Here is an 8380-nt window from a genome sequence, read left to right on the forward strand (position 1 = left end):
TATTAATAGAGGCGTTGATATCAAAACTATCAATTTCTTTTATTACATACTGCGACCTATTTTTCCATTTTTCTTTGATATGCCCCAATAAATAAGAAAAAACGATTCAGCTACAAGTGATTCAATAAGTTATTGTTTTTAAGCTTTTCTAATGAGAACGAAACGTTTCGATACTGATCACAAATATCAACTATCAATATTGAGTTGTGACTTATCTTTACTATGATTACATGAGCGAAACGTTTCGCTTACTAGAATGGCGGTGAAAAATGAAAAAGGGTGTTTTACTTAATGCCAACGTTACCTCTGTAATTGCCAAGTTAGGTCATACGGATCAAATAACGCTTGCTGATGCCGGTTTGCCTATTTCTCAAGGAACGGAGCGTATTGATTTAGCGATTACACAAGGCTTACCCGATTTCATGTCAGTTTTAAGTGTTATTACTCAAGAGATGCAAGTCGAAAAAGCCATTCTAGCGGAGGAAATCAGTACCATTAACCCTCAAATGGAAGACGCTATTTTAGCTCACTTACAACAGTTAGAAGTCACCCAAAATAATACGATTGAAATTATTTATTGCAGCCATGAACGTTTTAAACAGCTGACTCATGACAGTAAAGCGGTGATCCGCACTGGAGAATGTTCACCGTTCGCTAACATTATTCTTTGTTCTGGTGTGACTTTCTGAGGTGATTATGCAACCTTTATTAGAACTTATTGGGATCGATAAATCATTTCCAGGGGTAAAAGCCCTAAATGGGGCGACATTAAATGTCTACCCAGGAAAAGTCATGGCGCTGGTGGGGGAAAATGGGGCTGGCAAATCAACCATGATGAAAGTGCTAACTGGTATTTATAAAAAAGATGCCGGTCAAATCCGCTATTTAGGTAAAGAAGTCGCATTCAACGGCCCTAAAAGCTCCCAAGAAGCAGGAATAGGGATTATCCACCAAGAACTTAATTTAATACCTGAATTAACCATCGCAGAGAATATTTTTCTTGGTCGAGAGTATGTTAATGCGTTTGGCAAAATTGACTGGAAAAAAATGTTCAGTGAGTCTGACAAACTGCTTAAACGGCTTAACCTTGATTATGATAGCCATCAAACTATTGCAGAGCTTTCTATCGGCGAACAACAAATGGTGGAAATCGCTAAAGTCCTGAGCTTTCAATCACAAGTCATTATTATGGATGAACCCACAGATGCGTTAACCGACACGGAAACAGAATCCTTATTTAGAGTTATCGAAGACTTAAAAGCTCAAGGCTGCGGTATTGTTTATATTTCCCATCGTTTAAAAGAAATTTTTGAAATTTGCGACGATGTAACGGTGTTTCGCGATGGCCAGTTTATTGGTGAGAAACCCGTGAGCGAATTAGAAGAAGAAAAACTCATTGAAATGATGGTTGGTCGTAAACTTGAAGACCAGTATCCAAGAGTTGATGTGCCTGAAGGGAGTATCCGTCTGCAATTACAAAATATATCTGGCCCCGGTGTTATTGATGCGAGCTTTACCTTGAAAGCGGGGGAAATCTTAGGGGTTTCTGGCTTGATGGGGGCTGGGCGTACTGAACTGATGAAAATCATTTATGGTGCAGCAGCAAAGAAAACAGGGGTTATCACTCTTGATGGTAAAGAAATCACACTAAAAACGCCTCAAGACGGCTTAGCTAACGGTATTGTCTATATTTCTGAAGATCGTAAACGTGATGGATTAGTATTAGGTATGTCAGTGAAAGAAAATATGTCATTGACAGCATTACGTTATTTTAGCCGCGCTGGTGGCAGCCTCAAACATGGGGAAGAACAGCAAACTGTGAGTGATTTCATTCGCTTATTTAATATTAAAACCCCTTCTATGGATCAAATTATTGGCAATCTTTCCGGTGGTAATCAGCAAAAAGTGGCCATTGCACGTGGGTTAATGACAAGGCCAAAAGTATTGATCCTTGATGAGCCAACGCGAGGTGTTGACGTTGGTGCTAAAAAAGAAATTTATCAACTAATTAATCAATTTAAGAAAGAAGGGCTGAGTATCATTTTAGTTTCTTCAGAAATGCCTGAAGTAATAGGAATGAGTGACCGTATTTTTGTTATGCACGAAGGTCATATCAGCGGCGAATTTTCTGCTAAAGACGCGACTCAGGAAGCCTTAATGGCTGCCGCAGTGGGTAAAAATTACGGCTCATTTAAGGAGTTATCAGCATGAGTTCAACTACCGCATCATCAAAACGCTGGTTCAGCAAAGCATGGCTGATGGAGCAAAAATCATTAATCGCACTATTAGTTTTGATTGCCATTGTATCAACATTAAGCCCGAATTTTTTTACGGTTAATAACCTATTCAATATCTTACAACAAACCTCCGTTAATGCCATTATGGCCGTTGGAATGACATTAGTTATCTTAACGTCAGGAATTGACCTCTCAGTTGGGTCCTTATTAGCCTTAACGGGCGCAGTTGCTGCCTCAATGGTTAGTGCTGACGTGAATGCGTTAGTGGCTGTTGCGGGGGCGTTGGCGTTAGGTGCCGCAATTGGCGCATGTACAGGCGTGATTGTTGCAAAAGGAAAAGTCCAAGCTTTTATTGCGACATTAGTCATGATGTTATTACTGCGCGGTGTTACTCGTGTATACACCGATGGTAGCCCAATTAATACAGGGTTTAGTGATAACGCCGACTTGTTTGGCTGGTTTGGTATTGGCCGTCCATTTGGCATTCCTACTCCCGTATGGCTAATGATCATCGTATTTGCTGCTGCATGGTATATGTTGCATCACACCCGTTTGGGTCGTTACATCTATGCATTAGGGGGTAATGAAGCTGCAACCCGCCTTTCTGGTATTAATGTCGATCGTATTAAAATCATTGTGTATGCCTTATGTGGCCTATTAGCCGCTTTGGCTAGCGTGATCGAAGTTGCCCGTTTATCTTCCGCACAACCAATGGCTGGTAATGGATATGAATTGGATGCTATCGCTGCGGTAGTACTCGGTGGTACAAGCCTAGCAGGGGGGAAAGGACGCATTGTTGGAACACTTATAGGTGCCCTGATCCTCGGCTTCTTAAATAATGGCTTAAATTTACTCGGTATTTCGTCAAACTATCAGATGATTGTGAAAGCTGTCGTCATCTTACTTGCTGTGCTTGTTGATAATAAAAAGTAACCCTACAGGAAAACGATTATGAAACTGAATAAATTAGCAACACTGTTATCTGCCGTTGCATTGAGTGCAACGGTGAGTGTCAATGCGATGGCGAAAGATAGCATTGCACTCGTAATTTCTACATTGAATAATCCATTCTTTGTGACGATGAAAGACAGCGCACAAAAAGAAGCGGATAAACTCGGTTATGAGCTGATTGTTTTAGATTCTCAAGACAACCCAGCCAAAGAGTTAGCAAACGTACAAGATTTAACCGTTCGCGGTACAAAATTAATGTTAATTAACCCAACAGATTCAGATGCGGTGGGTAACTCAATATTAATGGCGAATAAAGCGAATATACCCGTAATTACTTTGGATAGAGCGGCTAACAAAGGTGAAGTTGTCAGCCATGTAGCTTCTGATAACCGCATGGGCGGGAAGATGGCCGCTGACTACATTGCACAAAAAACAGGCAGTGAGGCTAAAGTTATTCAATTAGAAGGCATTTCAGGCACATCAGCCGCACGTGAGCGCGGTGAAGGTTTTAACACCGGTGCGAAAGAGCACAAATTCAATTTACTGGCGAGCCAACCGGCTGATTTCGATAGAACAAAAGGCTTGAACGTAATGCAGAACTTGTTAACGGCACATCCAGCTGTTCAAGCGGTATTTGCACAAAATGATGAAATGGCATTAGGGGCATTAAGAGCTCTGCAAACCGCAGGCCGTACCGATGTTCTGGTTGTCGGTTTTGATGGAACAAATGATGGTATCAAAGCTGTTGAAGGCGGAAAATTAGGTGCAACCATTGCACAGCGCCCAGACCAAATTGGAATTGTTGGTGTACAGATTGCAGATAAAGTCTTAAAAGGCGAAAAAGTGGATTCAACGGTTCCGGTTGAATTGGAATTAGTGGTAAAACAATAAGATAAAAACCGCCGCGGTATACTGCGGCGGTTTATTTTAGTTTGCAATTCATTGGGTCATCAAAAAAGGAAATAAACGTTATGGGTACAGCAAAGCTGGTGGTTCTCGGTAGTATCAATGCTGATCATATATTAAATGTTAAGCATTTCCCTCAACCGGGTGAAACAGTTAGGGGTGATCATTACCAAGTTGCGTTTGGTGGGAAAGGTGCTAACCAAGCTGTTGCTGCTGGTCGCAGTGGTGCTGACATAACATTTATTGCCTGTGTTGGTGATGACGATATTGGGGCGAGTATAAAAAAACAGTTATCTCTCGATAACATTAAAACCGAATGTATTGATGCCATTGAAGGTGAAACGACAGGTGTCGCCCTCATTTATGTGAATCAACAAGGGGAAAATACGATTGGTATCAATGCAGGTGCAAATGCGCAACTTACCAAGGAAAGGTTAGGCGATTATCAGCAAAAAATTGTGGAAGCGAATGCGGTATTGATGCAATTGGAATCTCCCATTGAAACAGTACAAATGGCGGCTGAAATAGCGAAGAAAAACAATACAATAGTCATTTTGAACCCAGCGCCAGCTCAATCCTTACCTGATTCATTATTATCATTAGTGGATATCATCACACCAAATGAAACAGAAGCTGAACATTTAACAGGCATTGCGGTTAATGATAATCAAGGTGCTCAGGATGCGGCTGAAGTCTTACATCAAAAAGGCATCAGTAAAGTGATGATAACACTCGGTTCTCGAGGTGTTTGGTATAGTGAAAAAGGTGCAGAAGGTAAAATAATTTCTGCATTTCGCGTAAAAGCAGTGGATACTATTGCCGCAGGTGATACATTCAATGGGGCTTACGTTACTGCACTGCTGGAAGGTAAGGCTGACGAAGAAGCGATTATTTTTGCCCATGCGGCAGCAGCGATAGCGGTGACTCGCCCTGGAGCTCAACCCTCTGTTCCATGGCGTAAAGAAATTGACCAGTTTTTGACTCAACAGGATTAACTTGTGGCAACAATGAAAGATGTGGCACGCCTTGCGGGGGTGTCGACATCCACCGTCTCTCACGTTATTAATCAAAATCGCTATGTCAGCGAGAGCATTACCGTACGCGTTAAAAATGCGATTGAAGAGTTAAATTATGCCCCTTCTGCGCTGGCTCGTAGTTTAAAAATGAATCGTACGAATACGATTGGGATGTTACTGACAACAAGTAATAACCCATTCTACGCTGAGGTAGTGCGGGGTGTAGAACGTAGTTGCTACGAACGCGGTTATAGTTTGATTTTGTGCAACACTGAAGGCGACCTTCAGCGAATGAATCATAGCTTAGAAACATTGCTACAAAAGCGTGTTGATGGGTTACTGATTATGTGCACTGAAGTACAGGGGCCATCAAAAAATGTTTTGGCTCGTTACCCCGCTGTGCCAACGGTTATGATGGATTGGTCTCCATTCGAGTCAGATGGAGACATTATTCAAGATAACTCTTTTCTTGGTGGGGAAATAGCCACTCGTTACCTTATTAAAGCAGGTTTCACCCGTATTGCATGTATTGCAGGGCCTCAAGATAAATCACCAGCAAGAGCGCGTCATCAAGGTTTTATTCAAGCCATGACTGATGGCGGCATTAATATTTATGATGATTATATCATTTTCAGTGATTTTGAATTTGCTGGTGGGTTTGAGTCAATGAATAAATTGCTTAGCTTACCTACCCCTCCCGAGGCTATTTTTGCAGGTAATGATGCGATGGCGGTGGGAGCTTATCAAGCGATATACCAAAAGGGCTTGAAAGTGCCCGATGATATTTCAATCATTGGTTATGATGATATCGATCTTTCGCCTTATATGATCCCACCACTTACAACAATTCATCAGCCAAAAGATAAGCTAGGCCAACAGGCTGTTGACCAACTTATTTATCGTATGGATAACCCAGAGGCAAAGGCAAGCGTTTTGGTTCTTACCCCTGAGCTAATTGAGCGCCAATCGGTTAAAAAATATTAATTCTTCGCTTTTTTGGTTTTATTTTTTATTAAATTATCACCGTCTGTCTTACTTAATAATAAGAAGACAAAAGCTGAGATAAGCGTAATGACACCAACGGTAATAAAAGTGTAGTGAAAATTATCGACCGTATTGCTATTAGGTTGCCCACCATAGAAGTTTAAGATTGCAGCACTGACTGCAATACCGAAGCTTATCGATAGTTGCTGAGTCACAGCTAACATACTATTTCCCGCACTTGCATTATTGTCTGTTAAATCAGCCAAGCAAATAGTATTCATTGCAGTGAACTGCACTGACATCACCATTCCTAAAATAAATAAAGGTACGATTAACAGGTAAATCGACATACTTGGTGATTGCAAGGAAAACTGTGCGATCATTAATCCAATAATTATAGTGATAACAAATAATGTATTACGGTAGCCGTATTTAGTCAGGATCCGAGTAACGCCCGACTTAGCAGTGATTGAACCAATTGCAAGTGGCGCCATCATCATTCCCGCCACAACGGCTTCATAACCAAAACCCACCTGCAACATTAATGGCATTAAAAATGGGATACTGCCTGTTCCCAAGCGTGTTGCGATATTACCGCTGATCCCAATAGAAAAAGTGCGTGTTTTAAATAGATTTAGTGGGATTATTGCATGCTTAACTCGCCTTGCGTGAAGAACATAAATAAATAAGAAGAGAAAACCCACTAAGACAATAATTGCAGGAACAGAGGCAGGGAGGGATTTATCACCAAATAAGTCTAAACTAACAGATAGCATGACTAAGCCAAAACCAAACAATAAGAATCCGAGCGTATCAAATTTACGTTTTGGCATTTTAAAGTCGGGCATATGTTTTAAGGCATAAAAAATACCTAAAACACCTATAGGAATATTAATAATAAATATCCAATGCCAAGTTGCATAGGTTACTAAGATACCGCCTAACAGAGGCCCCAATATTGGGCCAACTAAACCTGGAATAGTGACAAAATTTAATATTGGTAGTAACTCACTTCGAGGGTAAGCCCTTATTAAGGCTAAACGAGCCACTGGCATCATCATTGCCCCACCAATACCTTGAATAACCCTAGAGGTTACTAAGAAATTTAAGGATGGCGAAAGGGCACAAAGTAATGAACCAAGAGAAAATAAGGAAACCGCTAGAATAAATATACGTCTTGTACCAAATCTATCAGCAAACCAGCCGCTTACAGGAATTAATAGCGCAACAGTAAGCGTATAGCTAACTACAGCTGATTGCATTGCAAGCGGTGAGTGATCAAGGCTTCTTGCAATATCGGGTAAAGCCGTATTCAAAATGGTGGCATCGAGCGCTTGCATGAAAAAGGCCATTGCCGCAATCCATGGAAGGCCAGACATATTTTTTGCTGTTTTGAACATCAGTTACCTATACAAATAAATGAAAGCTTCAATGGGATATTGTTTTACTAGTCTTGCTTTTGGGTAGTTGTTAGTAAGTTATAGCAAAGGTCGAGTGCTATTGTACTTTTACCATGAATAATTGCATTGGCAAGTTGTTGATGAATTTCGACCTCTATAACCTCATTATTAGTAATGACATCAAAGTAACGCTGATAAATTGAACGGAATAAATTAGCAAAAGAAATTAGAAAAGGATTGGCACAAGCTTTATAAATAGTTAAATGGAAATGATAATCAACTTTTACCCAATGTGCTCTATCAAATTCTTTGGCGAGTAACTGCATTTCACTGGCTAATAGTTGTAATGACTGTTTTTGTTCTTTTGTTGCATGTATAGCAGCAAGGTAACAAGCTTGAGGTTCTATTGCGAGTCGAACGATTTTAAAGTGCTTCATTACAACAGATTGCTCTTCACTATTAGACCACCACGTTAAGAGATCTTGGTCTAAAAAATTCCAATTTGAAGGAGGCATAACACGGGTGCCTATTTTGGGGCGTGCTAATACCATGCCTTTTGCTGCTAATATTTTTATTGCTTCTCTTATAGCTGTTCGACTTGCTTGGAATTGTTCTGATAATTCTAATTCGCTAGGTAAAATGGAGTCTGGTAAATAGGTGCTGGTTAAAATCAACTGTCCAAGATTTTCTGCAATAATATAAGAGCGATTTTTTTGTGAGGCTGTTTGTTGCTTACTTAATTCCATAATTCATCTCAAAGCATAATTCTTAGATACATATATTACGTGAGTAGATGTACAATTGCTGCTGAAATAGTCAATCCACAGACCAAATTTAACTTATAAATGCCTTTTTGGCTAAAAAAAACACGAACAAAATAAAAACG

The 8380-nt window shown here is 40.3% G+C and carries 8 protein-coding genes; 6 read left to right on the plus strand and 2 right to left on the minus strand.

Going from position 1 to position 8380, the window contains the following annotated elements; translation table 11 throughout:
- Positions 1–269 precede the first annotated feature (269 nt).
- The 6 genes from rbsD to rbsR all read left to right on the plus strand — a co-directional run bounded on the left by rbsD (position 270) and on the right by rbsR (position 6094).
- Entirely contained in the window at positions 270–689 is a 420-nt protein-coding gene (gene rbsD, locus PSF28_RS15670) for a D-ribose pyranase (protein ID WP_004906713.1), read from the plus strand.
- 7 nt (positions 690–696) lie between these two features.
- The gene (gene rbsA, locus PSF28_RS15675) at positions 697–2211 is read left to right on the plus strand and encodes a ribose ABC transporter ATP-binding protein RbsA (protein WP_272685316.1); all 1515 of its coding nucleotides are present in this window, start codon (positions 697–699) and stop codon (positions 2209–2211) included.
- Positions 2208–3170, plus strand: a complete 963-nt coding sequence (gene rbsC, locus PSF28_RS15680; RefSeq protein WP_272685317.1) for a ribose ABC transporter permease — start codon at positions 2208–2210, stop codon at positions 3168–3170. Before rbsA ends, rbsC begins: the two co-directional genes overlap by 4 nt.
- Before the next feature lie 18 nt (positions 3171–3188).
- On the plus strand, positions 3189–4079 hold the full coding sequence (gene rbsB / locus PSF28_RS15685; protein WP_210835513.1) for a ribose ABC transporter substrate-binding protein RbsB: 891 nt from the start codon (positions 3189–3191) through the stop codon (positions 4077–4079).
- An 80-nt stretch (positions 4080–4159) separates the two neighbouring features.
- Positions 4160–5089 (plus strand): ribokinase, encoded by a 930-nt coding sequence (rbsK, locus tag PSF28_RS15690; protein WP_210835515.1) that lies wholly within the window; start codon positions 4160–4162, stop codon positions 5087–5089.
- 3 nt (positions 5090–5092) lie between these two features.
- Complete coding sequence (rbsR, locus tag PSF28_RS15695) at positions 5093–6094, plus strand: ribose operon transcriptional repressor RbsR (RefSeq protein ID WP_210835517.1); 1002 nt, start codon at positions 5093–5095, stop codon at positions 6092–6094.
- Here rbsR and mdtD read toward each other — a convergent pair.
- A complete protein-coding gene (mdtD, locus tag PSF28_RS15700) occupies positions 6091–7494 on the minus strand; it encodes a multidrug transporter subunit MdtD (RefSeq protein ID WP_210835523.1) in 1404 nt (467 codons plus the stop codon). The genes rbsR and mdtD overlap by 4 nt on opposite strands.
- A 47-nt stretch (positions 7495–7541) precedes the next feature.
- A complete protein-coding gene (locus tag PSF28_RS15705; RefSeq protein WP_210835525.1) occupies positions 7542–8240 on the minus strand; it encodes a FadR/GntR family transcriptional regulator in 699 nt (232 codons plus the stop codon).
- Positions 8241–8380: the final 140 nt, after the last annotated feature.

Origin of the sequence: Providencia sp. PROV130 (assembly GCF_028482225.1) — a bacterium.
GTDB lineage: Bacteria > Pseudomonadota > Gammaproteobacteria > Enterobacterales > Enterobacteriaceae > Providencia > Providencia rettgeri.